This is a genomic window from Shinella zoogloeoides (assembly GCF_020883495.1).
Lineage (GTDB): Bacteria > Pseudomonadota > Alphaproteobacteria > Rhizobiales > Rhizobiaceae > Shinella > Shinella zoogloeoides.
Genome location: NZ_CP086612.1, coordinates 290,094 through 315,587, shown reverse-complemented (window position 1 = coordinate 315,587; position 25,494 = coordinate 290,094). Strand labels below are relative to the sequence as shown.

Below are 25,494 nucleotides of genomic sequence, written 5' to 3'. Positions count from 1 at the left end.
ATGACAATGCTGCATCAGAAGATCGTCGAGAATCCGTACAAGGCGAAGTACGGCAATTTCATCGGTGGTGAGTGGAAGGAGCCCGTCGCGGGCCGCTACTTCGACAACATCACGCCGATCACCGGCGGCAAGCTCTGCGAAGTCGCCCGCTCCGACGCTGCCGATATCGAGCTGGCGCTCGATGCCGCCCACGCCGTCAAGGACAAGTGGGGCCGCACCTCTTCGACGGAGCGCGCCAATATCCTGACGAAGATCGCGCAGCGCATGGAGGACAACCTCGATCTGCTTGCCCGCGCCGAGACCTGGGACAACGGCAAGCCGCTGCGTGAAACCATGGCCGCCGACATTCCGCTCGCCATCGATCACTTCCGCTATTTTGCCTCGTGTGTACGCGCGCAGGAAGGCACGATCGGCGAAGTCGACCACGACACGATCGCCTATCACTTCCACGAGCCGCTCGGCGTCGTCGGCCAGATCATTCCCTGGAACTTCCCGATCCTGATGGCCGCCTGGAAGCTCGCGCCGGCGCTTGCCGCGGGCAATTGCGTGGTGCTGAAGCCCGCCGAGCAGACGCCATCGTCGATCCTCGTCTGGGCCGAGCTGATCGGCGATCTCCTGCCGGCCGGCGTGCTCAACATCGTCAACGGCTTCGGCCTTGAGGCCGGCAAGCCGCTCGCCTCCAACCCGCGCATCGCCAAGATCGCCTTCACCGGCGAGACGACGACCGGCCGCCTGATCATGCAATATGCCAGCCAGAACCTCATTCCGGTCACGCTGGAACTGGGCGGCAAGTCGCCGAACATCTTCTTCGCCGACGTGATGAACGAGGACGACGACTATCTCGACAAGGCGCTGGAAGGCTTTGCGATGTTCGCGCTCAACCAGGGCGAGGTCTGCACCTGCCCGAGCCGCGCGCTGGTGCATGAGAAGATCTACGACCGCTTCATGGAAAAGGCCGTCCGGCGCGTCGAGAAGATCGTGCAGGGCAACCCGCTCGACACGGCGACGATGATCGGTGCGCAGGCGTCGTCCGAGCAGCTGGAGAAGATCCTGTCCTATATCGACATCGGCCGGCAGGAAGGCGCGGAAGTGCTGACCGGCGGCGGCCGCAACGATCTCGGCGGCGATCTGGCCGGCGGCTACTACGTGAAGCCGACCGTCTTTCGCGGCAACAACAAGATGCGCATCTTCCAGGAGGAAATCTTCGGGCCGGTCGTATCGGTGACGACCTTTAAGGACGATGCGGACGCGCTCGCCATCGCCAACGACACGCTCTACGGCCTCGGCGCCGGCGTGTGGAGCCGCGATGCCAACCGTTGCTACCACTTCGGCCGCGACATCCAGGCCGGCCGCGTGTGGACCAACTGCTACCACGCCTATCCGGCGCATGCCGCGTTCGGCGGCTACAAGCAGTCGGGCATCGGCCGCGAGACGCACAAGATGATGCTCGACCACTACCAGCAGACCAAGAACATGCTGGTCAGCTATTCTCCCAAGGCGCTCGGCTTCTTCTGAGCCGCCGCCGGCCTTCTCCTACCCACGCGGGGAAGGCAACCGCAGGGCAGGGCGCTTTCTCCGTGACCTGCCTTCTCCCTCTCTCCGGGTTTCCGGAGGGAGGGAAACCTGTTTCGGGAGGCCACGATGACAGACATGCCAGAAGCGATCACGCAGCCGCGGGTCGTCACGACCGACGCGGCGCTTGCGCTCATCCGGGAAATCCAGGCGGATTATCCCGATATCCTCTTCCACCAGTCCGGCGGCTGCTGCGACGGCTCGTCCCCCATGTGCTATCCGGCAGACGATTACATCGTCGGCGACCGCGACGTGAAGCTGGGAGAGATCGGCGGCGTGCCCGTCTATATCAGCGAGAGCCAGTTCGACGTGTGGAAGCACACGCAACTCATCATCGATGTCGTACCCGGGCGCGGCGGCATGTTCTCGCTCGATAACGGACGGGAGAAGCGCTTCCTCACCCGCTCGCGCCTGTTCGGTGGCGGCGAGGCCTGCCCGCTGCCGCCGCGCTGAGCGGCAAAATCAAGCACGCCTTGCGTTGGCGCAATTAGCTCCACCCGCTAAAAATTTGCAATTCGATGCCAGGGGAACAAGTCGATAGAATCCGGGTTTGAGGACGTGAATGCGTCGGATCCGCAACAGCCGCTTGCGCAATTGTCGCCAATCTGTCTCTCGGCGGTACATATGGGGACCGCGGCAGTCTACCGCTCTTGATTCACTTACCCAACCTAGACGGTTCCGTTTCGCTTGAAGCGGCATCGGAACCCGATGCCGACTGCCACTACGATTGTGGGCGGATCGTATCGCGCTTCCGAATGATAGCCATACGGCGCGGCTTGAGAATGGCGGAAATAGCCGCCCGTTGGGTCCCGCGGACTGCGAGCTTGACCTTCCGCCCGCTTTTCCCCGGTAGCCATTCCCGCTGGCAATCCAACCCACCGAGCTTCAGTTCTTGATCGCGATGCGCTTTACCTGCGCCTGTGCTTTTTCCGATTTCGGCAAGGTCACGGTCAGGACACCGTTCTTGAACCGGGCCTCGACGTGGTCTTGGTCGATCAACGAGGCCTTGGTGCTGCAGCTCCATCGCTGCGAGTTCCTCGACGCCGCCAACAATATCGTCCTGGTCGGCGGTCCCGGCACGGGCAAGACGCACATTGCCACCGCGATCGGCGTCCAGGCCATCGAGCATCACCACAAGCGGGTTCGGTTCTTCTAAACCGTCGAACTGGTCAACGCGCTGGAGCAGGAGAAGGCCCAAGGTCGCCCGGGTCAGATCGCCAATCGCCTGGCGCATTCCGATCTCGTCATCCTGGATGAACTGGGCTATCTGCCGTTCAGTGCCTCAGGCGGTGCACTGCTCTTCCATCTACTGAGCAAGCTCTACGAGCACACCAGCGTCATCATCACCACCAACCTCAGCTTCAGTGAATGGGCCAGCGTGTTCGGCGATGCAAAGATGACGACCGCCTTGCTCGACCGGCTCACCCATCATTGCCACATCCTCGAAACCGGGAACGACAGCTTCCGGTTCAAGAACAGCTCGGCACATGAGCCCAAAACGACAAAGGAGAAACGCAGGAACTTGACCACCACGGCCGACACGAACGATATCTAAAGGCGGGTCAACTCTCGGCACAAATCCCGGGTCATGTGTGTGGATGCCCCCGGTTTGGCAAGAAGAATTTTCTAACGACTGTCTGCGGACGAGGAATTCTATCGGTCGTGTGTCAGGCCTCATTGTCCGACATCAGCGCCCATGAGACAGAATTGGTTTAATTGAGAAGAGAGGATTTTCGGCTCATCGTAGCTCTATCAAAGGAAGCGAAGATGAGAAAGAAAACCGGGCCGCAGACATCGGCGGCCGAAAAGACAATCAAGGACATCCGGCGCGCGACGCGCAAGCATCACTCGGCGGAGGACAAAATCCGCATCGTGTTGGAGGGGCTGCGCGGCGAAGACAGCATTGCCGCGATCTGCCGACGTGAAGGGATCGCCGAGAGCCTGTATTATAGCTGGTCGAAGGAGTTTCTCGAAGCGGGCAAGAAGCGGCTAGCCGGTGACACCGCGCGTTCGGCCACCAGCGACGAAGTGAAAGCGCTGCGTCGTGAAAGCCGCGACCTGAAGGAGGCGCTGGCCGACCTCACCTTGGAAAACCGCCTGCTTAAAAAAAGCATGATCGCGGATGGGGGCGACGAAGAATGAGATATCCCGCCACCGAAAAGCTCGAGATCATCCGGCTTGTCGAGGGGTCTCATCTGCCAGCCAGGCAGACGCTCGACAAGCTCGGCATTCCTCGGCCAACCTTCTATCGCTGGTATGATCGTTTTCAGACCCACGGTGTCGAGGGGCTGGAAGACAGGCACTCGGCTCCGTCACGGGTGTGGAACCGTATCCCCGACGCTGTCCGCGACCGGATCATCACCATGGCGCTCGTGTCAACGGCGGAGTAAAAACCGGCCACGGGGCGGAGCAAAAGTCGGCCACTGCGGCGCCGGTCTGAGACCGCCGGGAGGGCTTAAGCCCGAGCGGGGGTCTCAGGCCGGCGTGGTGATTTTTCGGGAGGTTTTCAGCCTGCCTTTCGGGCTCGGCTTTGTGCGAGACGATAGCTTTCGCCGTTCATCTCGAGGATGTTGACATGGTGGGTGATGCGATCGAGCAGGGCGCCAGTTAGACGCTCGGACCCCAGGGTTTCCGTCCATTCATCGAAAGGCAGATTGCTGGTGATCAGAGTAGCGCCGCGCTCGTAGCGTTGCGAGATCAGCTCGAACAGCAACTCCGCACCGGTCTTCGACAGCGGCACAAAGCCCAGCTCGTCGATGATGAGCAGCTTATAGGCTGCCATCTGCTTCTGGAACCGAAGCAGACGCCGCTCATCACGCGCCTCCATCATCTCGCTGACCAGGGCGGCCGCTGTCGTGAACCCGACGGACAGGCCTTTCTGGCACGCGGCCAGGCCGAGACCGAGCGCGACATGCGTCTTACCCGTGCCGCTCGGGCCCAGCGCAATGACGTTCTCCCGGCGCTCGATCCATTCACAGCGGGCCAGTTCCAGCACCTGCATCTTGTTCAGCTTGGGGATGGCTGTGAAGTCGAAGCTGTCGAGGCTTTTGACGATCGGGAATTTAGCCGCCTTGATCCGACGTTCGACCTTGCGGCGGTCCCGTTCGATCATCTCCCGTTCGGCAAGCCGGAACAGGTATCCGACATGATCGACGCCTTCGGTGGCGCATAACCGGGCCAGCTTCTGGTGCTCGCGCTGGAAGGTCGGCAGCTTCAGGGTCTTGAGATAGTGGGCGAGCAGGATGTCGGGTGCTTCGGTGCTCATGCCGCCTCTCCCGCATCAGACGACAGGAGGCGCATATACGCTTTCGCTGAGGTCTTCTCGACCGTCGCCCGCGGCAGGTAGGGATAGATCGACAGATCCAACCGCGGTGGCCGGCGCTCGACCCGGCACAGGATCAGATGCTTGACCGCATCGAAGCCGATCGCACCGAGCTGTATCGCCTGCTTCACGGCCGCATGCAGGTCCGCAAGGTCGAAGCTCTCCAGCAGGCGCAGAACCTGCACGTATTCCCGTCGGCCATGCTTTGCCATGCGGCCTTCCATCAGGCGGCGCAGCGTCGCGAACTCGTCCGGCAGGTTCCAGCCCTGGAGTGGAGCCGCCTGATCCAGCGCATTGATCTTCTGCTCGATCAGCGGCAGATAATGAACGGGATCGAAGACGACGTCTTCCCGTTCCCAGCATCGCGGATGACGGGCAATGATCTCGCCGCGGCAGCCGATCACCACCTCATTGACATAGCCCCGGACCCAGACGTCCTGATGGCCATAGGCGACCGGTACGGAATAGTCGTTGGTCTTGTAGCGCACCAGCGACTGGGCTGTCACCCTGGCGCTGGCCTGGTCGCAGGCATCGAAGGGAGACGCCGGTAACGGACGCATGGCCGCCAGATCACGCTGTAGCCGCTCCCCGATTGTCTCACTCTCACCGCGCAGCTTGTCGCGCTGGCGTTTGCGGCACTGCTCTTCCAGAAAGGCGTTGAACGCATCCCATGTCGCAAACTGCGGGATCGGCACCATAAAATTACGTCGGGCATAACCGACGAGTCCCTCGACATTCCCTTTATCGTTGCCCTTTCCCGGACGGCCATAGCGATCCCGGATCAGGTAGTGGGACAGGAAGCCGCTGAACAACGCCGCCCGCTTGCGTGTGCCGTCGGGCAGGATCTTGGCCACCAGGCAACGGTCATTGTCATAGACGATCGACTGCGGCACGGCCCCGAAGAAGGCGAATGCATGGATGTGGCCGTCGACCCAGGCCTCGGCCACCGCCGCAGGATAGGCCCGCACGTAGCAGCCGTCGCTATGCGGCAGATCCAGCACGAAGAAACGCGCCTTTTGCTCGACGCCGCCGATCACCACCGTCGCCTCGCCAAAGTCGGCCTGCGCATGGCCGGGCGGATGCGACAACGGCACGAACACCTCCTGCCGACGCTGATCCCGCTCGCGTATGTAGTCCTTGATGATCGTGTAGCCGCCGGTGAAACCGCACTCATCACGCAGGCGGTCGAACACACGCTTGGCAGTATGGCGTTGCTTTAGCGGCATCTTCAGATCTTCGTCGAGCCAATGCTCGATCGTCGAAACAAACGCATCCAGCTTCGGACGCCGGATCGGTGATCGACGCTGATAGCCGGGTGGTGTCGAATAGGCCAACATCTTGGCCACGGTCTCTCGCGAGATGTTGAAATGCTTCGCGGCCTGACGCTGCTTCATCCCTTCCGAAACAGCCAGGCGAACCCTCAAATAAAGTTCCACGGTGTAGATCCCCTGTCCCTCCTGCGATCATTGCAGAAAGGAAATAGGTGGCCGGATTTTACTCCGCCCGCGGCTGGATTATTCCGCCGCTACCGTGGCCGACTTTTGCACCGCCGCTCTCACCCGGATTGTGCGCAACGCCTTCGACAAAAGCGCGCCATTGCCGTTGCTTTTGCTCGTCCTTAGCAAAAGCATCCGTCAAAGCATCCGGTAGGTCTTCAGGGATCGGCGTTTCGCGGCGCTCGAAGGTGGCGGCGATTGCGCGCGCCAGCCTGTCATCATCGAAATCAAAAGACCTGCTGAGAATCCAGATGTCATAGAAGTCCTTCATCCGGCTGTTCACACGCCCGAGCATGACCATCGCCTGGAACTTCTCGGCGATGACCGTCTCCCGCGCATAGGCCCGGAGTCGTGGCGCTGGGAAATTCAGCATTGAAGGATAGTCCAACATCTCCGCCCCAGGCTCTAGCGCATCGCCAAAGCCGATGTCGATCGTCAGGTTGATCCGGGCGCCGCTGATCGAAGCGACCGCCCGTAGCCGGAGCCCACCATATTCCAGCTCCTCACGGATGCGATCCACCCGCAGGGTGTCGGCATCGAACATGACGCCATCGTCAACCTCTTGCGCCAGGATTTCCCGAAATGTCTCCAGCATCGGGTCCGGTTCGGGATTACCAAAGCCCAGAAGGTCGAGGTCGCGCGTGCCGCGGTGCGGATCCTCGAACCAGCTCATCATCAGCATGGCGCCCTTCAGCACGAAACGACCGGCATGGGGTGACCGGCTGAGCCGGAACAGTAACCGCTCAAGGGCAAACCGCGTCAGGACCAGATCGAAGCTTTGTCCGCTTGTCTTGGCGAGTTGCAACAGGCGGGCGCGCACCGAGGCGCCAACATTTCTGACTTCCTTAGCCATTGGCGGTCAGTGCCTCGATATAGGGGCGGATCACGGTGCCAACACCACCACGTTCGGCCTGATTGGCAATTTCGCTGGGCGTGGTCTTGCGCTGCCGCAGCGCTTCCTGCAGCCCCTCAATCGCCACAGAAAGGCCGATCTTGCTGCGATAGCGGAAGCAATCGGCAATTGTTTTGGCGATCTCAAAGACCTTCACAGGAACGCCTTCAATGACATGGGTTTCGACGCTTTCGTTGAGCAGGCTTTCCGTGAAACGCACGATGCGAATTGGTGTGCCATCTGGTTTTGGCGCCCAATCTTTGCGGCCTATGGCAAGCCACACGTGTCTCGGCAGCTGATCGGTCAGACCGTGGAATGCGAGAGCTGAAACAAGGCAGACAACGGCTTTCGGAACACGCTTGGCGATCTCTGCCAGGCTATGGTTGGCATCGAGCTCGGCATCGGTGACCTGCCACTGAGAATTTCCTCCAGAATGGATTAGAGTTCGGCCCATTGAGGACGGACTTATGAAGAAGCAGAGATTTACGGAAGAGCAGATTATTGGGGTGCTGAAGGAGCAGGAGGCGGGCGTTAAGGCCGCTGATCTTTGCCGCAAGCACGGGATTTCCGAGGCTACCTTTTACAACTGGAAGGCCAAATACGGCGGCATGGAGGTGTCGGAGGCCAAACGTTTGAAGGCGCTTGAGGACGAGAATGCCAAGCTCAAGAAACTGCTGGCCGAGCAGATGTTGGATGTTGCCGCTCTTCGTGAGCTTCTCGGAAAAAAATGGTAGGGCCTGCCGCCAAGCGTGAAGCCGTCGCGCATCTGAAGGTCACAATGGGGCTTTCGGAACGGCGGGCCTGCCAGATCATATCTGCCGACCGAAAGACGATCCGCTATCGATCCACACGACCGCCGGAGATCGAGCTGCGAGCGAAGTTGCGCGATCTGGCCAAGGAGCGTCGCCGGTTCGGCTATCGTCGATTGTTCATCTTGCTTCGACGAGACGGAGAGCCGTCCGGTGTCAATCGCATCTACCGGCTCTACCGCGAGGAAGGTCTTTCCGTGCGCAAGCGGAAAGCCAGGCGTCGTGCTGTTGGCACGCGTGCGCCGATCCTCGTCGTAGCAAAGGCCAATGCCCGCTGGTCTCTGGATTTCGTCCACGATCAATTCGCTTGCGGCAGGCGCTTCCGCATCCTCAATGTGGTTGACGACGTCACGCGCGAATGCCTGGCAGCGATCCCGGATACATCGATCTCCGGTCGCCGCGTCGCGCGAGAACTGACGACGCTTATCGAGCGACGAGGCAAGCCGGGCATGATTGTCTCAGACAACGGGACAGAACTGACCTCGAATGCCATCCTCGCCTGGTCGAAGGATCACAAGGTCGAGTGGCACTACATCGCACCGGGAAAGCCAATGCAAAACGGCTATGTCGAGAGCTTCAACGGCCGCATGCGCGATGAGTTGCTCAACGAGAGCCTGTTCTTCGGTCTTGATCATGCCCGTAGCGCCATTGCGGAATGGGCCGACGACTACAACAATTTCCGGCCGCACTCATCGCTCGGCTACCAGACCCCAGCGGACTATGCAGGGATCATCGCCACAACCGGCTCCAACGCTACGCAATATGGAAGCTTCGCATTTCCGCCGGTTGCTACCACCGCGCCATGTGGCGTATCAAAAACCGCCGAGGCTCTAATCGCAGCCGGATGAAACTTCAGTGGCAGGTCAGACAGAACGACGGACACGCGGCTGAAACACAACCACTTTCGTTTTCAGGTTGGAGCCTAAGCCATCGAGCATTACGAGCAATGCTTCCCTATTTTCTTGGCTTTGTCCATTGTACCAAACTGCATTCTGGAGCACCCCTTCGGCGTTCGCTGCCAGCTTTTCTCTTAGCAACCCACGATCGATGTGGCGCAGATTCTTGATGGCCTGCCCGACGACGACCTCATAGTCAGAAACGGAAAGCACCCGATTGGCATTGTTGGAACCGCTGCCCTTCACGTGGATCAGGGTGAGCTCAGGCGGGTCGCTTACGTCGTTGACGTGGATGAAATCCGCAGATTCCATCGCGCCATCGTCGCAAACGAGCCACCCGGTTTGCTGGCCTGAACCGCCCCGGCTTTACCGGAGACCGTTTGGCTTAAGTTATGCGGCCATGGCTGGTGCGTCCAGCATGGCGTAGTATCGTTCTTCGGCCTCGGCTGGCGGTATGTTGCCGATGGGCTCCAGAAGGCGGCGGTTGTTGAACCAATCGACCCATTCGAGCGTGGCGAACTCCACGGCTTCGAAGTTGCGCCATGGTCCTCGCCGATGGATGACCTCGGCCTTGTAAAGACCGTTGATCGTTTCGGCGAGAGCATTGTCGTAACTATCACCAACGCTTCCGACAGACGGCTCGATGCCTGCCTCCGCCAGCCGTTCGGAATAGCGAATGGATACGTATTGCGAGCCGCGGTCGGAATGATGAACCAGCCCACTGCGTTTGACGGGCCGCCGATCATGAAGCGCCTGGTCGAGGGCATCAAGCAAAAAGCCCGCATGGGCCGCCCGGCTTGCCCGCCAACCCACGATACGGCGAGCGAAGGCATCAATGACGAAGGCCACGTAAACGAAGCCCTGCCAAGTCGCGACATAGGTGAAATCGGATAACCACAGCATGTTCGGCGCGGGAGCGAAGAACTGTCGGTTCACCCGGTCTAGCGGGCATGGAGCGGACTTGTCCGACACGGTGGTTTTGACTGGCTTGCCGCGAATGACGCCTTGAAGCCCCATCATTCTCATAAGCCGAGCGACGGTGCAGCGGGCAACGTCGTAACCTTCTCGCTGCAACTGCCGCCAGACTTTGCGCACGCCATAGACCTGGAAGTTCTCGTTGAACACCCGGCGTATCTCGATCTTCAGGGCCATGTCGCGTCGGGTGCGGGCCGATAGGCGGTCCACGTCCGTGCGTTTGGCAACGACCTCATAGTAGGTGGACGGGGCAATCGGCAGCAGCCTGCAGATCGGCTCGACCCCGAGCACCGAGCGGTGTGCATCGATGAAGGAAATCATCGCTTCAGTGGGCGGTCGAGCTCCGCCTGGGCAAAATACGCAGAGGCCTTGCGTAAAATCTCATTCGCCTGACGAAGCTCCCGGTTCTCCCGCTCCAAAGCCTTTATCTTCTCCGCCACGTCACTCGGCAAACCTGCACGCTTGCCGCTGTCGACCTCGGCCTTCTTCACCCATTCATTGAGCGTATGCGCCGAGCAACCGATCTTGGCCGCTATGGAAGATACAGCCGCCCACCGGGAAGGATGTTCGGCTTCATGATCGGCCACCATTCGAACGGCGCGGGCGCGGACTTCAGAAGAAAATTTGTTCGTCGTCTTGCTTGTCATAGACCCTACTTCTCACGAGTTGGGGTCTCCGGCAAAGCCGGGGCGGTTCAGGAACTTGATCGGTACCGTCTGGCCGCCGACAATTCTTCGGAAGTGCCAAGCTACCGAAAGATCCTCCCCATCCATGGCGGCGCGCTTGTAAGCGGCGAACGCATAGCCGACGTAGTTCAATTGGTCTGGGCGCAATAGACCGAGGAGGTGAATAAAACCACCAAGGACACGGACGCTGTAAGCCCCGCGGCTGAAGCCGAAAAGAAATACCTGGTCGCCTTCGCTGTAATGTTCAGCCAAGAAGCGATAGGCGCCCAACACGTCGTCGTCCAGGCCATAGCCGGTGGTTAGCCCCAGAACGCCTTTTGCGTTCTGGCTAATTCTCCCCCAGGTCTTTCGTTGACCCAAGGTTCCAACGCCGGGGTCATAATACACAATTTGACCGTCGTCCTTCTCAAGCATCCTATACAGCTTGAGAACATTGGACATGTTCACGCCGATTTCGTTGCCAGTTCCGTCACAGCAGACGACGATGTTCTTGGCCATCGCTACTCACCTCGCCCCGTCAGAACCTACCACAGATAGCAACCTCTTCAACTAGTTCGCGCACGCTAGTTGAGGCTTGTTTTGATAGGCTCAGCGGCCTGTCACTGGATCCGCAGAGCCGATGCGAAACCACCGACACGCCGATTCTGGTCAAAAACGATCATTGGCAGATCCGCCTTTGGCATCCACACGCGCCCCAGTTCCACCGCCGCAGAGACCGGCAAGGCGGGAAAAACGTTTATCGTTGCCCCTTCTCCGTGCACTGACTTTATTCTGTCAAAAAGCCGTCTCAGTTCCTGGCGAAAGGGTAGCGTCCGCGCACGTGGTGTAATTTCGGAGGCGCATTGAGGTGGAAACGGCGGTGGAGAATGAGCTGCCGAATTCGTTGAGCGCAAGGTGGGCACCGGGCCTGTCGGAGAAGGTGGAGTTGCAAAGCTTCAACCAGCCGAAAGGAACCCCGATGACCGACGACAGATTAGCTCTTTCCGAGCTTGCCGCGAAGAGTGGCGATAGCGATTTTCTGCGCACGATTGCCGAAAGCGTGCTGCAACTGATCATGGAAGCCGATGTTGATGGCCTGATCGGCGCTGGGCGCTATGAACGTGGCGACAGCCGCCAGACATGGCGCAACGGCTACCGCGACCGCTCGCTCGACACCCGGCTCGGCACGCTGAACCTGAAGATACCGAAGATGCGACAGGGAGCCTACTTTCCCGGCTTTCTGGAGCCGAGGAAGATGGTGGAGAAGGCGCTGGTGGCCGTGATCCAGGAGGCGTGGATCAACGGCGTCTCGACGCGCAAGGTCGATGAGCTGGTGCAGGCCATGGGCATGACCGGCATCTCCAAATCCTCCGTCTCCAAGCTGTGCAAGGATATCGACGAGCGGGTGAACGCCTTCCTCAAGCGCCCCCTTTCCGGTGACTGGCCATACCTCTGGCTCGACGCCACCTATCTGAAGGTGCGTGAGGGCGGTCGCATCGTGTCGGTGGCGGCGATAATCGCGGTGGCGGTCAACACGGACGGGAAGAGGGAGATTGTCGGCCTGCACATCGGCCCCTCCGAAGCCGAGCCGTTCTGGACGAGCTTCCTGCGTGATCTGGTCCGCCGAGGCCTCACCGGCGTCAAGCTGGTCATCTCCGATGCCCATGAAGGGCTGAAAGCGGCCATTACCCGTATCCTCAGCGCGACATGGCAGCGCTGCCGTGTTCATGCGACACGCAATGCGCTGGCCTACGTTCCCAAGGGCCAGCACACCATGGTCGCCGCCGCGATCCGTCAGGCTTTCATCCAGCCCGACCATGACAATGCCGTGCAGACCTGGCGGCATGTCGCCGACCAGCTCCGCGCCAGATGGCCCAAGCTCGGTACCTTCATGGACAATGCCGAAGCCGACGTGCTGGCCTACATGGCCTTCCCCGCCCAGCACCGCACGAAATTACATTCAACGAATCCACTCGAACGCCTCAACAAGGAGGTCAAGCGCCGTGCCGATGTCGTCGGCATCTTCCCCAACGAGGACAGCATCGTTCGCCTCATCGGCGCGGTTCTGCTCGAAGCCAACGACGAATGGCAGCTCCTGAGCCGATACATGCAGGTCGAGGCAATGGCCGAGCTAAACCCACCAACAATCGAAGAGGAAACTACACTTCAGATTACACCCAGAGCCGCCTGATCATGACGGCCCGGTCCTACACCCGAAATTACACCAACTTGACGGACGCTATCTCTGTACGCAATCCCAAAGGGGTACCACTGGCGATACTGGAACTCAGGGAGAATGTTGTCCGGCAGTTTCGTGGGCGGGCGAACAGCGATCCGCCGATCGCCGTCGTCGACCTCCTCTCCAGGCATGCGGCGGAGAGTGGCTGGCAGGGATATGAAGAGGCTGTGGCCGGACGCTATATCCGGCCCGCCGGGCACGTCGTGCTCGCGGATATGCTTGCGGGCGCTGCGCTGGAAATGGCTGGGGTACCTTGAGGGCACGACGGCATCGGCAAGGAGGGGCCGCCTCTGCCTCGCCAGCCATAGCCGCGCTGACACCACCGTGGGAGACTTCATTCGTGAGTGGAGGAAGGAAGTGTCCGATGCATGATGTGGAAACAGATGGGAATCCCTGCCTCCAACGGGATTGAATGGTATTTTTCCAAACAAGCGTAATAACAATTTTCAAAATGAAATTTATTATTTTCAGAAATATTGCTTTGCTCAAGAAAAAATACTGACCTGCCATTGACGTCGGCGAAATCAAATATTACCTTTGAATTATCGGAGATGGTTAGAAACAAAAGCGGAAAGCAAGCCGCTTCTCTGTTTTTAAAACCCACCCATCTCTGGTTATGTTGCCCCATGAGGGCTTGGAAATAGACTGGCCGAAAGGTCTGGCGTTTCTGTTATGTTTCCCCTTGAGGGATTACTCCCTGCAAACGCAGGGGCTCCTTCCTTCACGGGAAGGGGTACTGCTCCGTCCTGCTGGATTTCCGGCAGGGCAGGGGGTGACAACTTTACCGCCCTGTAGGCGGCTCTGAAGAAAAAGCCCTCGTTTCCGTGGGTCAAAAGAGGGGCGGCAGAGATGCCACCCTTCTTGCTGATGAGCATACACGTCGACCACAACGCCGGACCCCGTCGTTTCAGTCGATCAGCGCGACGTTCGTCTCCTCTGCTGAAACGCTCTCGTTTCAAGCAGTTACATCCGTCATTGCCGCTTCTTCCGTCCAAGGCGAAGCTTCAGGGCAACAATGATAACAGCATCATTGCATATTAACATCGTTACTGTTATCGTGCGAAACAATGTTAGAAACGGACACCGGCGATTTCTCCGCGCAGTTCCCCCGAAAGCTTGAGCGCTATCTGGGAGAGTTGCTGCATGGGCAGGTGGATATCCGCCCCGCCAAGGCCGTGACCAACATACCAGCTTTCATCGACCGGACCTACCTCCTCCTTGAGGCGCAGATCCTTGGTCGGCGCTGCATCATCATGGCCAGGCTCGACGGCGAGGGTACACCGGCCGACATCGCCAAACACGTCGGTATTGTCCGCAACGCCACCGGCTCGATCGTGGCTTTCGCCACCGACACCCTCAGCGCCTACAATCGCGCACGCCTGATCGGCCAGGGTGTTCCGTTCATCGTTCCAGGCAACCAGCTCTACCTGCCGGATCTTGCTATCGATTTGCGTGAACATTTCCGCGCGCCTCGGCAGCACAGGACTGACGGCCTTTCGCCCGCGGCCCAGGCGGTGCTTTTCCATCACACCCTGCACCCGGATCAGGCGATGCCCACGCCCTCACTCCTGGCCGAGCGTCTGCACTACTCGGCGATGTCGATCGGCCGTGCATTCGACGACCTGGTCGCCGCCGGTCTCGCCGATACGGTCAGAGAGGGGAGGGAACGCCATATCCGGTTCAAGGCGAGCGGGCGCGAGCTGCTGACCGAGGCAACGCCGTACCTGCGCACGCCGGTGCGGGCCGTTAAATTCGTGCGCTGCAAAGCGCCGATGACTTCCTTCAAACTCGCCGGAGAATCCGCGTTATCACGGCTGACCGAACTCGGGCATCCCCGGATCGACACATTCGCCGTACCGGCAGCCGACTGGAAAGCGATCTCGCAATCGCTCGGTCTCGTCGAGACCGGACGGGACGAAGCCGTCTACCGCATCGAAACATGGTCCTATGATCCGGCGGCGCTGTCAGATGCCGATACCGTGGACCCCCTCTCCTTATATGCACAATTCCACAACCATCGCGACGAGCGCATCGCCATGGCGGCGGAACAACTGTTGGAGACCCTGCCTTGCTGACCGGCATCGACAAGTTTCGGGAATATTTCGCAGACTATGAGGATCGCTACGCCATTATCGGCGGAGCGGCGTGCGACCTGTTGTTCGGCGAGGCAGGTCTGGATTTCAGGGCAACCAAAGACATCGACATGGTGCTCTGCGTCGAGGTGGTCGATATCGCCTTCGGCAAAGCCTTTCGGGCCTTTCTGGATGCCGGCGGCTATCAGGCCCGCGAACGCAGCACCGGCGACAAGGAATTCTATCGGTTCCATAAGCCCTCGACCGCGGACTTCCCGTTCATGATCGAGCTGTTCGCCCGCAAACCCGGCACACTCGAACTTCCCGAGGATGCCGAGCTCACGCCGATACCGGTCGAAGAGGACGTCGTCAGCCTTTCCGCCATTCTGCTCGATGACAGTTACTACGACGCGCTGCAGTCGGCGAAACGAAAGATTGGTTCGGTCACCATCGTCGACGAGACGCTCCTCATCCCCTTCAAGGCGCGCGCCTTTCTTGACCTTGGCGCGCGGGCTGCATCAGGCGAAAAGATCGACAGCAAGAACATCAGAAAGCACCGCAACGACGTGTTCAGGCTGGCGCAACTCCTACCCCGCAGCGCCTCGATCGCTTTCCCGGATCAAATTCAGGCGGACATGCAGCGCTTCCTCGATCTCGCTCAGGCAGATGAAACGCTTGACCCGAAAGCCTTCGACGTTTCGCTTAGCCGGGACGAAGCCATCGCCCTTCTGCGGACGGCTTACAGGCTGACCGGAGTATGATCTCCGCCTGTTGATTGCCACTGAGAACTGACCCGGCGTTTCCACCGAGAATTGACCCGCTTATTAGGTATGTTTCGGCTCTGCGGTCGTGGTCAAGTTCCTCGTTTTCTCCTTTGTCGTTTTGGTGTCGTGCGCGGAGCTGTTCTTGAAGCGGAAGCTGTCGTTGCCGGTCTCGAGGATGTGGCAATGATGGGTGAGCCGGTCGAGCAGCGCGGTTGTCATCTTGGCATCGCCGAAGACACTGGCCCATTCGCTGAAGCTCAGGTTGGTGGTGATGATGACGCTCGTGTGCTCATAGAGCTTGCTCAGCAGATGGAACAGCATCGCACCGCCTGAAGCACTGAACGGCAGATAACCGAGCTCGTCGAGGATGACGAGATCGGAGTGTGCCAGGCGGTTGGCGATCTGGCCTGAGCGACCTTGGGACTTCTCCTGCTCGAGCGCGTTGACCAGTTCCACGGTCGAGAAGAACCGAACCCGCTTGTGATGATGTTCGATGGCCTGGACACCGATGGCCGTGGCGATATGCGTCTTGCCCGTGCCGGGACCGCCGACCAGGACAATGTTGTTGGCGTCGTCCAGGAAGTCGCAGCGATGAAGCTGACGGGCCAGCGCCTCGTTGATCTCACTGCTGGTGAAGTCGAAGCCGTTCAGGTCACGATAGGCTGGAAAGCGTGCCGTCTTGAGCTGGTAGGCCGTCGATCGAACTTCACGTTCCGCGGTCTCCGCCTTGAGGAGCTGCGACAGGATCGGGATTGCCGCCTCGAATGCCGGCGATCCCTGCTCGGTGAGTTCGCCGACGGCCTGGGCCATGCCGTGCATCTTCAGTTGCCGCAGCATGATGACGACAGCGCCGCTTGCTGGATTATGACGCATGGCGGGCCTCCGTCTTTCTCAGCGCATCGTATCGTTCGACATTGGCCTTGGGCTCGTTGACGAGCGTCAGGGCCTGAGGTGCATCGATGGTGGGCGGTGTGAAGGATTTGCCGTCGACGAGGCGATGCAGCAGGTTCAGCACGTGGGTCTTCGTGGGGACGCCGGACTTCAGCGCCATGTCGACCGCCGATAGCACGGCCTGTTCGTCGTGCTGGAGAACAAGGGCCAGGATATCGACCATCTCGCGGTCGCCACCCGGCTTCTTCAGGAGGTATTGCTGCAAGGTCCGGAACGCGTCCGGTAGCTCGGCAAAGGGTGCACCGTTGCGAAGCGCGCCTGGCTTGCGTTGCACGACCGCCAGATAGTGCCGCCAGTCGTAGATCGTCTGTCCCGGTCGGTCGTGAGAGCGATCGATGACGCGACGATGCTCGCAGACGATCTGGCCTTCCGCAGCAACCACGACACGATCCGGATAGACCCGCAGGCTCACCGGTCGATTGGCGAAGGATGCCGGCACGCTGTAGCGATTGCGCTCCAGATGGACGAGGCAGGTTGGCGTGACCCGCTTCGTATACTCCACGAAGCCGTCGAACGGACGGGTAACAGGCATCAATGCCAAAGCTTCCTCAGCCCAGATGTCGGCAATGGTGCCGCGCATCTGTCCGTGTGGGGTCTTTGCCCAGAATTCCTTGCACCGAAGCTCCAGCCAGTCGTTCAGGGCATCCAATGATGGAAAGCGCGGAACAGGTTGGAAGAAGCGATGACGCGCATCCTGAACATTCTTCTCGACCTGCCCTTTCTCCCAACCAGACGCGGGATTGCAGAACTCCGGCTCGAATACGTAGTGACTGGCCATCGCCAGGAAACGGACATTGACGTCGCGCTCTTTCCCGCGGCCGACCTTGTCGATCGCCGTGCGCATGTTGTCGTAGATTCCGCGGCCGGGGATGCCGCCGAAGACCCGGAATGCATGATTATGGGCATCGAACAGCATCTCATGCGTCTGCAGGAGATAGGCCCGAACGATGAAGGCGCGGCTGTAGCTCAGCTTCGTGTGCGCCACCTGCAGTTTGGTGCGCTCATTGCCGATGATGGCCCAATCTTCCGACCAATCGAACTGGAAGGCTTCGCCGGGGTCAAACGCCAGGGGCACATATGTCCCGCGGCCCGTCGTCTGCAATTCTCTCTGCCGATCATCACGCCATTCCCGAGCAAATGCCGCAACCCGATTGTAGGAGCCCTCGTAGCCAAGGCTCATCAGATCGGCATGCAACTGCTTCATCGTCCGCTTCTGCTTGCGGTTCTTCTTGGATTCGCTCTTCAGCCAGGCAGACAACCGATCAGCAAAAGGATCAAGCTTGCTTGGCCGCTCCGGGACTTTGAACTTCGGCTCCACGCCGTCCAGGCGCAGGTATTTGCGGATGGTATTCCGGGACAGGCCAGTCCTGCGGCAAATCTCCCGGATCGATAGTTCTTCTCGAAAATGCCAGCGTCGGATCACGCTCAATAACGCCATGTCGATCACTCCATAGCCCCCGCTGAAAACATGCGAGGGAAGGTTGGAACATGGGTCAATTCTCAATGGAAATATCAGGCCACGCCGGGTCAGTTCTCAGTGGCAATCAACAATCCGGCGAGCAGGAAGCCTTGGCGGAAGAAGGCTTCATGAGCTGGTCTAATGTCCGCAAAGGAAAGCCGCGCGCACCGGAGTACCACCTCTACTATTCCTCAAACGCCGTCACCGAACTGATGCAGCCTGGCGACATGCTGTTTCTGGCCTTGCAGCAAGATGGCTCGATCCTCGTCGTTGTAACGCCCTCTGCTACAATCCAGAACCAGCTCGTCTGGTTATTCGCCTTGGAGGAGCAGCCCGAATTCGCCTTCACATTCCAGGAGATCGATGGCGCACATAACGCCGAACTCGATTTTGCAGCGCGCTATATTCTTGATGAGCTGGGGATCGAGCCGGAGGAGCCTGAAGCCGATCGGCTCGATAGCCTTATCGAACGCTTTGGTCTCGACTTCCCGAAAACACGTGTGTTTTCGGAGCTTGCGCGGACATCGATGCCCGAGGTTTCGGCTGCAGATAGTCCGGACCTTGCGCTGATCTCATGGATGGATCGCGAGGAGCAGCTTTTCAAAAGGCTGGAACGGCGCATCGTCGCCGCACGTATTGGCAGCGGCTTTGGTGCGCTTGGCGACGCAGACGTTGAAGGATTTCTGGCGTTTTCGTTGAGCGTACAGAACCGACGAAAGGCGCGGGCGGGACAGGCTCTCGAAAATCATCTTGAGGCAGTTTTTGCTGCGCAGCAGATTCGATACGTTCGGGGCGCGGAGACAGAGAACCGGAACAAGCCCGATTTTCTGTTCCCGGGGCAGAATGAGTATCGTGATCCGCTGTATCCGGAAGCAAGGCTGACGATGCTCGGTGCCAAGTCGACGCTGAAAGATCGCTGGCGCCAGGTTCTGTCGGAGGCTCTCCGGATCCCGGAAAAACATCTCCTTACCCTTGAGCCCGGGATATCAGAAAACCAGACTGACGAGATGCAGGCCAAGAAGCTGCAGCTCGTCGTGCCGAAGCGGTTGCACAATACCTACCGGCTGACACAGCAGGCTTGGCTGATGGATGTTGCCGACTTTATCTCTGTAGTGCGATCTCGTCAGGAGACCTGATCCACTCGCTTGGAAGTCAACAAGTGCGTGCGGTCGCACACTCACACAGCCCGGTATACGGAACGTGCCATGCGGGGTCAGTCGGTCCCGCTCCTCTTGCGACCGCTATGCTGAAGCTCCTGCGGCTGACCTGTTACCGAATGGCCCGTGTCGAGAACTCCCGAAATCCCGCCTGCCGCGGCGCTTCTCTAATCGGCGGGCTGAGGTCAAGCTCTGTCCCGTCTACCCACCATCGAGGAGCTGCGCGAGGCACGGCGGACAGCGCGGTCACGCGAGAGACGAATGGTTGCGCAGCCGTCCGCCTAATCCGCATCCGGCGGGTCGATCTCGATCATGACGGGGGCGTGATCGCTGGTGTGCTCCCAGCTTCGCGGTGCCCGCCGGACGCTGGCCGATCTCAACCACGGTGCGGCGCTCGGGCTGAGCAGGAAATGGTCGATCCGCAGGCCCGCATCGCGCTCGAGGGAATTCCGCCAGTATTTCCAGAAGGTGTAGAGCCGCTCATCGGGGTGAAGATGGCGGATGGCATCGGTCCATCCTTGCGCGACGAGGTCGGCATAGGCCTTGCGAACCTCCGGGCGAAACAGCGCATCGTCGCGCCAGCGCTCCGGCGCATAGACATCGAGATCGGTCGGCATGACATTGTAGTCGCCGATCAGCAGGGCCGGAATGTCGAGGTCGATCAGCTCGGTGGCATAGGCATGCAGGCGCTTAAACCAGCGCAGCTTGTAGTCGAATTTCGGGCCGGGCGCAGGATTGCCGTTCGGGAGGTAGAGGCAACCGATCAGGATCCCATTGATGGCGGCTTCGATGTAGCGGCTGTGCGTGTCGTCGGGATCGCCTGGCAATCCGCGGCGTGTCACGAGAGGCACCAAACCTTTGGCGAGGATCGCTACGCCGTTCCAGCTTCTCTGGCCGTGCCATACGGCTCCATAACCGGCACGCTCCAGTTCGGCGCGAGGAAACCGGTCGTTTGGCGATTTCAGTTCCTGAAGACAGACGATGTCGGGCGCATCCTCCTTCAGCCATCGCAGCAGGACGGGAAGTCGGCCGTTGATACCATTGACGTTATAGGTGGCGATCCTCACGAGGTTCCTCTCAAAGCAGCAATCTTGCCGAGACGAAACCATTGCGGAATTTCAAATGTTCCGGCGCTACAGAAGCTCCAGGGTACGCTGATCCAGCTCACCCTCATAATAGCGCTCCAGGGCAATCCGAAATCGCGCGGTTCTATGGTCCGAAGCCGCGTCGAACAGCGTCATCGACGAGCGAAACTTCAGATCGTCGGGCGAGCCGAAGATATCATGGGGCGATCGATCGTGATGGGCGAGAACGGCATCAGTCGAATGGGCCAGCCGACGGGCCAGAAGCGGGTGCTTGAGATAGGCCCGGGCTTCATCCTGCGAGGCTATTCCATAGAACTGCGCCGTCGGTGAACGGCCGAGGGCGCGCAATTGCGGAAAGATGAACCACATCCAATGGCTCTCCTTGCGCCCGCCGCGCAGCTCTGCAAGAGCCGCGGGAAAGACAAGCTCCTGCGCATCGACAAACCGCTTGAGCTGAAAAGGATCGTCCATCGTCATCGACCGCTACACCTGCGTGGATAGTGCGTGCAGATAGCGCGATGCGAGCGTGCGGCAAGAAGGTTTCGCTGGTGCCGGAACCGACCATTGCAAAGATTTCGGGCGCTCCTATCTCTTGCCCAGGATCGTTGGAGACGCCCGCGATGACAGAAATTCCGATAGACATTCTCTTTGACGACGCAGCAGAAATCCTGCTGCCGCGCCAGTGCGGCAAGGGTGCCCGGCGGGCCGCGGCCTGCGTCTGTTGCGGTCTCGCCGGCCAGGCGATGGACGATGACGGCTGCGGCATCTGCGATGCGTGCCTCGATGCGCCGCTTCAGGCGACCGGCAATCCCGACGGTCTTGATTTCCCGGATGCCTTCCCCCATCTTTCGCTCACTGCCCGTCATCGATGACCTGCCGGCAGCGACGATATCCGTCGCACGTTCGCAGCCGTCCGGGTTAGTAGGGCGCTCCCCGAAAGGGTCGAGTGCCCTTCGTCATTTCGGGAAGGGGTCGCCGCAGTGTACGGTCACACGGATCGCCGCGTGCGCCAGGATCCAGCATTGTCCCTGACCAGGCGCCAGCGGCGCGCATCGACATCCGTACCGCGAGCAGTGCGGTAGGCCGGGATGGAGAGACGAACGTGGTCTCCGTCCGGATGCCATTCTCCGATCATAGCGATCCCGTCGCCGAACTCGACCACGCACATTCCTTCGGCCGCTTCGGCATCTTCGACGCGGACCTCGCCGCCGGGAAAAGCGTGGCTATGCGGGAAGGCGAAGCGCATCAGCCGACCTGCTCCACGGAAAGCGAACCAGCCGGAAGCGGCCTGATCAGCGATTTTGCCGAAACGGTCGGATCGAGCCAGTCCGTCCAGGCATCACGCTCGAGTATGACGATCTGGCGGTCGTGGTAGGGTGCGATATCGGGACCGGGTTCCATCGTGAGCATGGTGAAGGCCTCACCGACCTTATCGGTCGCGCGCCAGATGCCAGCAATGGCAAAGAGCGGCTCCCCGACCTTCCGAAATAGCCACTTGTCCTTGCGCTTTTTCCCTTTCTCAATCGGATCCGTGAACTCGAAGAACCCGTCGCACAAAATCAAAGCCCTGTTCGAGCTGAACTCGCGGCCCTCCGACCGGAAATTGTAGACCGGCTTCTTGCTCGGACCCGGCCAGCTCCATCGCCGCTGGACAAGCTCGCCAACCCCGCGCTCGCCTTCGACCGTGCGAACGATGGGCGCCGTGTCGGTGATCCTGATATCCTCGCGCGCCTCGATGTTCGGCCTTCCCTCGGGGAAGCGGATCTTGATTCTGAGGTGCTCGAATACCTCAATGACCGAGGCCAGTTCGACCATCAGCCTGTAATCGTTGCACATAGTCCCTCCTGCGGCTCCGCGAATTCTGGCTCGGCAATAATCTAGCGCGGCGGCTGGGGATTTCGATGCGGCGATCAAGAACAGGGTGAGCCTAAATCTCCAACAGAAGTTGATCGGCAGGTCCGCTCGCAGTTTCGTCGCCAAACGAGGACAGGGTCACGCCGAGAAGGCGGATGCCTTTCGCCGTTGGAAACAAGGGGGCGAGGAGCGTCTGCACCGTCGCCACGATCTCGCCCGGCGAGCTGAAGGCGGTGGCTTCGGTCCTGCTCCGCGTGATGATCTGGAAGTCGGCGTATTTGATCTTCAGGGTCACGGAGCGGCCATGCAGGTTCTTGGTCTCGCAGTGCCGCCAGACCTTGTCGACGAGCGGAGAGATTTCCGCACGCGCTGCATCTAAATCGAGGAGGTCGGTCATGAAGGTGTCTTCGGCGCCGACGGATTTGCGCTCCCGGTCCGCGCGGACCGGTCGATCGTCGATGCCACGCGAGATGCTGTAGTACCAGGCGCCCGACTTCCCGAAATGCTGCTGGAGGAAGGTGAGCGACTTCGCCCTGAGATCGGCGCCGGTCAGAATGCCAAGGTGTTCCATCTTGGCGGCAGTCGCGGGCCCGACGCCGTGGAATTTCTTGACGGCGAGCCCCTCGACGAAAGCCGGCCCGTTTTTGGGCGTGATGACCGCCTGGCCGTTGGGCTTGTTGAGGTCGGAGGCCATCTTGGCCAGAAACTTGCAATACGAGATACCGGCCGAGGCATTCAGCCCGGTGACATCCTTGATGCGGGCGCGGATCCTCGTGGCGATCTCCGTCGCGATGGCAATGCCCTGCTTGTTGTCGGTGACATCGAGATAGGCTTCGTCGAGCGACAGGGGCTCGATCAGATCAGTGTATTCGGCGAAGATTGCATGGATCTGCGATGAAACGGTTCGATAGACATCGAAGCGCGGCGGAACGAAGATCAGACCCGGGCAGCGCCGCTTGGCGGTGATCGATGGCAGAGCGGATCGCACGCCGAACACACGGGCCTCATAGCTTGCTGCCGCCACGACACCGCGGGCGGCCGCGCCGCCGACAGCAACGGGTTTGCCCCGCAGCTCGGGATTATCGCGTTGTTCGACGGAGGCATAAAACGCATCCATGTCCACATGAATGATGCGCCGGACCCGATCTTCGCGATCCGGTTTATGCTCCTCTATCTCGGCCAAAATAATGGGCTGCATCGCTCATTTCCACATCGAGCGCATTCGCGCACCGATATCGACGCGAACCTGGCGACTGCTCTGCTCGTTGGCGGCCGCCGATATCTTTGGCCAGCTTGCCGTTTCGAAGAACTGCAAGAGCGTGGCCGGTATGAAGCGGGTTCGCGACGCATAGACATGGCGGTCGCCCTGGGCATTCTGGCCGTGTGTGAAGAAGCGCTGCGGCGTGATCAGCGTGAGGTTGTCGCGCGCCCGCGTCATGCCGACATAGAGCAGCCGGCGTTCTTCCTCGAGTTCAGGGGTAGAGCCGGTACCAAGGTCAGACGGTATGCAACCGTCGACGACATTGAGCATGAAGACCGCGCGCCACTCTTGGCCCTTGGCCGAATGGATCGTCGAGAGGATCAGATAATCCTCGTCGAGCAGCGGCACACCAGCCTGGTCGCTGGTCGCGTCGGGCGGGTCAAGGGTCAACTCAGTGAGGAAGCGTTCGCGGCTCACATAGCCGCCGGCGATCTGCTCGAGCTGAAGCAGGTCGTCCTTGCGCGTGTCGGCATCCTCATGGATGCGGTCGAGATGCGGCTCGTACCACATCCGCACCGTGCCGATCTCCGCCGGCCAGCCTGCGTCGGCTTTCCGCAGGGCGGTGACCAGTGTCACGAAAGCCGGCCAGTCGTCGCCCGTCTTCGCCGGCGGCGGGATTTCGGCGAGCGACTGCAACGGCTCCGGATCGGCGGCAATCGTGTCAAGGATCTTGCCGGCCGTCTGCGGCCCGATACCGGGCAATAGCTTCAGCACCCTGAAGCCGGCAACCCGGTCGCGCGGGTTCTGGCTAAACCGCATGACCGCCAGCATGTCCTTGACGTGCGCCGCGTCGAGAAATTTCAGGCCACCGAATTTGACGAAGGGGATGTTTCTCCGGGTGAGTTCGATCTCAAGCGCGCTGCTATGGCTTGACGTTCGAAACAGCACGGCCTGCTGCTTCAGCGTGACGCCTACCTCTCTGTTCGCGAGCACCTGCTCCACGATATAGGCGGCTTGGTCGATCTCATCCTTGACCGTGGCAAGCACCGGCCGCTGCTCAGACGCACGGTCCGTCCAGAGATTTTTCGTATAGCGCTCCCTTGCCAACTCGATCACGCCATTGGCCGCTGCCAGGATCGGCTGGGTCGAACGATAATTGCGGTCGAGCGTGATAACGTCCGCCGGTCTGGGTGAGAATTCTTTCGGGAAATCTAGGATGTTGCGGATGGTCGCCGCGCGAAAGGAATAGATCGATTGCGCATCGTCACCGACGACGGTCAGGCCGCGGCCGCCGGGCGCCAGCGACATCAGGATCGACGCCTGTAGGCGATTGGTGTCCTGATATTCGTCGACGAGAATGTGATCGAAGCGGTTGCCGACGTCCTCGGCCAGCTCGGGTTCGGAAACCATTTGCGCCCAGTAGAGCAGCAGGTCGTCGTAATCCAGGACGTTCTGTGTCTGTTTGGCCTCAACATAGGCGGCGAAGAGCTGCTTCAACTCTCCCTCCCATTCGAGTACCCAGGGATAGGAGGATTTCAGGATTTCCTTGATCGAAGCCTCGGAATTGACCACGCGGGAATAGATCGCGATGCAAGTCCCCTTGGTGGGAAACCGGCTCTGCTTGGCGGAGAAGCCAAGGTCATGCCGGACAAGATTCATCAGGTCGGCGCTGTCTTCGCGGTCGTGGATCGTAAAATCGACGCTGAGGCCGATCTGCTCGGCATACATCCGCAAGAGCCGCGCGCCGATGCCATGGAACGTTCCCGCCCAGGCGAGTGCATCGGTCAGGATTGCGGCGTTGTCGCCCAGCACTTGGCGGCAGATGCGCTGCACCCGGCGCGCCATCTCCGACGCCGCGCGCCGGGAAAACGTCATCAACAGGATACGGCGGGGGTCGGCGCCGTTGACGATCAGATGCGCGACGCGGTGTGCCAGCGTGTTGGTCTTGCCGCTCCCAGCGCCGGCGATGATCAGCAGCGGGCCGCCGATCTTTCCGTCCGGCAGGCCGATACCGTGCTCGACGGCTTCGCGTTGCCGGTCGTTGAGTTTTTCGAGATGCGCCGCCGCCATTTGTCCCCAGCATGC

24 protein-coding genes, 4 pseudogenes and 1 other annotated feature are annotated in these 25,494 nt (G+C 60.2%); of the genes and pseudogenes, 11 read left to right on the top strand and 17 right to left on the bottom strand.

What is annotated here, in order from left to right; all coding sequences use genetic code 11:
• Nucleotides 1–6: 6 nt before the first annotated feature.
• On the top strand, nt 7–1,515 hold the full coding sequence (gene adh / locus K8M09_RS22700) for an aldehyde dehydrogenase (RefSeq protein WP_160787928.1): 1,509 nt from the start codon (nt 7–9) through the stop codon (nt 1,513–1,515).
• A gap of 135 nt (nt 1,516–1,650) precedes the next feature.
• Nucleotides 1,651–2,025, top strand: coding sequence for a DUF779 domain-containing protein (locus K8M09_RS22695; protein ID WP_160787931.1), 375 nt, complete (start codon nt 1,651–1,653; stop codon nt 2,023–2,025).
• 432 nt (nt 2,026–2,457) lie between these two features.
• Here K8M09_RS22695 and K8M09_RS22690 read toward each other — a convergent pair.
• Nucleotides 2,458–2,559: pseudogene (locus K8M09_RS22690) on the bottom strand (Hsp20 family protein); the annotation flags it as partial.
• Nucleotides 2,560–2,566: 7 nt separating this feature from the next.
• On the opposite strand from K8M09_RS22690, the pseudogene istB (K8M09_RS22685) reads away from it, so the two are divergent.
• Nucleotides 2,567–3,127: pseudogene (istB, locus tag K8M09_RS22685) on the top strand (IS21-like element helper ATPase IstB); the annotation flags it as partial.
• Between the two features lie 212 nt (nt 3,128–3,339).
• Nucleotides 3,340–3,944: pseudogene (locus K8M09_RS22680) on the top strand (helix-turn-helix domain-containing protein); the annotation flags it as partial.
• Nucleotides 3,945–4,078: 134 nt separating this feature from the next.
• Here the strand turns inward: K8M09_RS22680 and istB (K8M09_RS22675) are convergent.
• The 4 genes from istB (K8M09_RS22675) to K8M09_RS22660 are packed head-to-tail and all read right to left on the bottom strand — an operon-like array spanning nt 4,079 to nt 7,736.
• Nucleotides 4,079–4,837 (bottom strand): IS21-like element helper ATPase IstB, encoded by a 759-nt coding sequence (istB, locus tag K8M09_RS22675; RefSeq protein ID WP_229341825.1) that lies wholly within the window; start codon nt 4,835–4,837, stop codon nt 4,079–4,081.
• Nucleotides 4,834–6,330 carry an IS21 family transposase gene (gene istA, locus K8M09_RS22670; protein ID WP_382379779.1) on the bottom strand — a complete coding sequence of 499 codons (1,497 nt, stop codon included), beginning with the start codon at nt 6,328–6,330 and terminating at the stop codon, nt 4,834–4,836. Before istA (K8M09_RS22670) ends, istB (K8M09_RS22675) begins: the two co-directional genes overlap by 4 nt.
• Nucleotides 6,331–6,388: 58 nt before the next feature.
• Nucleotides 6,389–7,243 (bottom strand): nucleotidyl transferase AbiEii/AbiGii toxin family protein, encoded by an 855-nt coding sequence (locus K8M09_RS22665; protein ID WP_229342524.1) that lies wholly within the window; start codon nt 7,241–7,243, stop codon nt 6,389–6,391.
• Nucleotides 7,236–7,736 carry a type IV toxin-antitoxin system AbiEi family antitoxin domain-containing protein gene (locus tag K8M09_RS22660; protein ID WP_229342523.1) on the bottom strand — a complete coding sequence of 167 codons (501 nt, stop codon included), beginning with the start codon at nt 7,734–7,736 and terminating at the stop codon, nt 7,236–7,238. Before K8M09_RS22660 ends, K8M09_RS22665 begins: the two co-directional genes overlap by 8 nt.
• Nucleotides 7,737–7,749: 13 nt before the next feature.
• On the opposite strand from K8M09_RS22660, the gene K8M09_RS22655 reads away from it, so the two are divergent.
• A protein-coding gene (locus K8M09_RS22655) for an IS3 family transposase (protein WP_160788271.1) occupies nt 7,750–8,939 on the top strand; the annotation gives its coding sequence in 2 pieces (ribosomal slippage) (nt 7,750–8,002 and nt 8,002–8,939; 1,191 coding nt in all).
• A 15-nt stretch (nt 8,940–8,954) separates the two neighbouring features.
• On the opposite strand, the gene K8M09_RS22650 is transcribed toward K8M09_RS22655, so the two are convergent.
• From K8M09_RS22650 to K8M09_RS22635, 4 genes and pseudogenes are all read right to left on the bottom strand, one after another.
• A complete protein-coding gene (locus K8M09_RS22650) occupies nt 8,955–9,299 on the bottom strand; it encodes a hypothetical protein (protein ID WP_229342521.1) in 345 nt (114 codons plus the stop codon).
• Between the two features lie 78 nt (nt 9,300–9,377).
• Nucleotides 9,378–10,609 (bottom strand): IS3 family transposase gene (locus K8M09_RS22645; RefSeq protein WP_160788269.1). Its coding sequence is split into 2 segments (ribosomal slippage): nt 9,378–10,318 and nt 10,318–10,609, totalling 1,233 coding nucleotides; the frame shifts between segments, so codons are not numbered across the junction.
• Nucleotides 10,209–10,325 (bottom strand) — a sequence feature (AL1L pseudoknot). Its footprint overlaps the gene before it by 117 nt.
• A 12-nt stretch (nt 10,610–10,621) precedes the next feature.
• Nucleotides 10,622–11,146 (bottom strand): phospholipase effector Tle1 domain-containing protein, encoded by a 525-nt coding sequence (locus K8M09_RS22640; protein WP_229342519.1) that lies wholly within the window; start codon nt 11,144–11,146, stop codon nt 10,622–10,624.
• Between the two features lie 101 nt (nt 11,147–11,247).
• Nucleotides 11,248–11,451, bottom strand: a pseudogene (locus K8M09_RS22635) (SAVED domain-containing protein); the annotation flags it as partial.
• 155 nt (nt 11,452–11,606) lie between these two features.
• On the opposite strand from K8M09_RS22635, the gene K8M09_RS22630 reads away from it, so the two are divergent.
• The 4 genes from K8M09_RS22630 (at nt 11,607) to K8M09_RS22615 (ending at nt 15,699) form a co-directional block, all read left to right on the top strand.
• Nucleotides 11,607–12,818 carry an IS256 family transposase gene (locus K8M09_RS22630; protein WP_160788268.1) on the top strand — a complete coding sequence of 404 codons (1,212 nt, stop codon included), beginning with the start codon at nt 11,607–11,609 and terminating at the stop codon, nt 12,816–12,818.
• Nucleotides 12,819–12,820: 2 nt separating this feature from the next.
• Nucleotides 12,821–13,123, top strand: a complete 303-nt coding sequence (locus K8M09_RS22625) for a hypothetical protein (protein ID WP_229342517.1) — start codon at nt 12,821–12,823, stop codon at nt 13,121–13,123.
• Nucleotides 13,124–13,933: 810 nt separating this feature from the next.
• Complete coding sequence (locus K8M09_RS22620; protein ID WP_160788239.1) at nt 13,934–14,941, top strand: MarR family transcriptional regulator; 1,008 nt, start codon at nt 13,934–13,936, stop codon at nt 14,939–14,941.
• On the top strand, nt 14,935–15,699 hold the full coding sequence (locus K8M09_RS22615) for a hypothetical protein (protein WP_160788238.1): 765 nt from the start codon (nt 14,935–14,937) through the stop codon (nt 15,697–15,699). Before K8M09_RS22620 ends, K8M09_RS22615 begins: the two co-directional genes overlap by 7 nt.
• Nucleotides 15,700–15,762: 63 nt before the next feature.
• Here the strand turns inward: K8M09_RS22615 and istB (K8M09_RS22610) are convergent, their stop codons facing one another.
• Both istB (K8M09_RS22610) and istA (K8M09_RS22605) read right to left on the bottom strand, forming a co-directional pair.
• Nucleotides 15,763–16,575, bottom strand: a complete 813-nt coding sequence (gene istB / locus K8M09_RS22610) for an IS21-like element helper ATPase IstB (RefSeq protein ID WP_160788246.1) — start codon at nt 16,573–16,575, stop codon at nt 15,763–15,765.
• On the bottom strand, nt 16,565–18,091 hold the full coding sequence (gene istA, locus K8M09_RS22605) for an IS21 family transposase (protein WP_160788247.1): 1,527 nt from the start codon (nt 18,089–18,091) through the stop codon (nt 16,565–16,567). The genes istB (K8M09_RS22610) and istA (K8M09_RS22605) overlap by 11 nt, the downstream gene beginning before the upstream one ends.
• Nucleotides 18,092–18,141: 50 nt before the next feature.
• Here istA (K8M09_RS22605) and K8M09_RS22600 point away from each other — a divergent pair, with 50 nt between their 5' ends.
• A complete protein-coding gene (locus K8M09_RS22600; RefSeq protein ID WP_229342515.1) occupies nt 18,142–19,248 on the top strand; it encodes a type II restriction endonuclease in 1,107 nt (368 codons plus the stop codon).
• 302 nt (nt 19,249–19,550) lie between these two features.
• Here K8M09_RS22600 and xth read toward each other — a convergent pair whose 3' ends face one another.
• Both xth and K8M09_RS22590 read right to left on the bottom strand, forming a co-directional pair.
• Nucleotides 19,551–20,336, bottom strand: a complete 786-nt coding sequence (gene xth, locus K8M09_RS22595; RefSeq protein WP_160788145.1) for an exodeoxyribonuclease III — start codon at nt 20,334–20,336, stop codon at nt 19,551–19,553.
• 66 nt (nt 20,337–20,402) lie between these two features.
• Nucleotides 20,403–20,831, bottom strand: coding sequence for a DUF1810 domain-containing protein (locus K8M09_RS22590; protein ID WP_160788146.1), 429 nt, complete (start codon nt 20,829–20,831; stop codon nt 20,403–20,405).
• Nucleotides 20,832–20,902: 71 nt separating this feature from the next.
• Here K8M09_RS22590 and K8M09_RS22585 point away from each other — a divergent pair, with 71 nt between their 5' ends.
• Nucleotides 20,903–21,226, top strand: coding sequence for a hypothetical protein (locus K8M09_RS22585; RefSeq protein ID WP_229342513.1), 324 nt, complete (start codon nt 20,903–20,905; stop codon nt 21,224–21,226).
• A gap of 116 nt (nt 21,227–21,342) precedes the next feature.
• Here K8M09_RS22585 and K8M09_RS22580 read toward each other — a convergent pair whose 3' ends face one another.
• The 4 genes from K8M09_RS22580 to K8M09_RS22565 form a co-directional block, all read right to left on the bottom strand.
• A complete protein-coding gene (locus K8M09_RS22580; protein ID WP_160788147.1) occupies nt 21,343–21,600 on the bottom strand; it encodes a hypothetical protein in 258 nt (85 codons plus the stop codon).
• Nucleotides 21,600–22,190: an SOS response-associated peptidase gene (locus K8M09_RS22575; RefSeq protein ID WP_160788148.1), complete on the bottom strand. Its 591-nt coding sequence runs from the start codon at nt 22,188–22,190 to the stop codon at nt 21,600–21,602. The genes K8M09_RS22580 and K8M09_RS22575 overlap by 1 nt, the downstream gene beginning before the upstream one ends.
• A gap of 91 nt (nt 22,191–22,281) precedes the next feature.
• Nucleotides 22,282–23,406: a DNA polymerase IV gene (gene dinB / locus K8M09_RS22570; RefSeq protein ID WP_160788149.1), complete on the bottom strand. Its 1,125-nt coding sequence runs from the start codon at nt 23,404–23,406 to the stop codon at nt 22,282–22,284.
• Nucleotides 23,407–23,409: 3 nt separating this feature from the next.
• The gene (locus K8M09_RS22565; RefSeq protein ID WP_160788150.1) at nt 23,410–25,479 is read right to left on the bottom strand and encodes an ATP-dependent helicase; all 2,070 of its coding nucleotides are present in this window, start codon (nt 25,477–25,479) and stop codon (nt 23,410–23,412) included.
• Between the last annotated feature and the right edge of the window lie 15 nt (nt 25,480–25,494).